This window comes from Tritonibacter sp. SIMBA_163 (assembly GCF_046535935.1).
GTDB lineage: Bacteria > Pseudomonadota > Alphaproteobacteria > Rhodobacterales > Rhodobacteraceae > Epibacterium > Epibacterium scottomollicae.
Genome location: NZ_JAWJBP010000286.1, coordinates 1 through 288, shown reverse-complemented (window position 1 = coordinate 288; position 288 = coordinate 1). Strand labels below are relative to the sequence as shown.

The window sequence follows — 288 nt, the reverse complement described above, 5'->3', positions numbered from 1 at the left end:
GATCGCCTCGATCTCCAGCCGCTTGTGGGCCACGATGTCGTGGCTGAACAGGCTCATCATGTAGGTGTCGCCGCGGGGCGGGATGTCGCCCGGCCACGTCACGGTGTCGGGCAGGTCGCCGGTGCCGGGCGGGGTGGCCTGCCCGAAGGCGGGCGAGCCCGACAGCCAGACGCACAGCAGGATGATCACAAACAGGGCCGTCATGGATAGGCGGATGCGGGTGCTCATGGCTTGACCTCGAAGAAGAAAACAGGGCGGGCCGATTCCAGCCAACGCGGCCGGCAATAT

Annotated in this window: 1 protein-coding gene; it reads right to left on the bottom strand. The window is 66.7% G+C overall.

What is annotated here, in order from left to right; translation table 11 throughout:
- Window positions 1–228: hypothetical protein (locus tag R0J92_RS22430; RefSeq protein WP_411053283.1), on the bottom strand; the 228-nt coding region annotated here is incomplete at its 3' end.
- Between the last annotated feature and the right edge of the window lie 60 nt (window positions 229–288).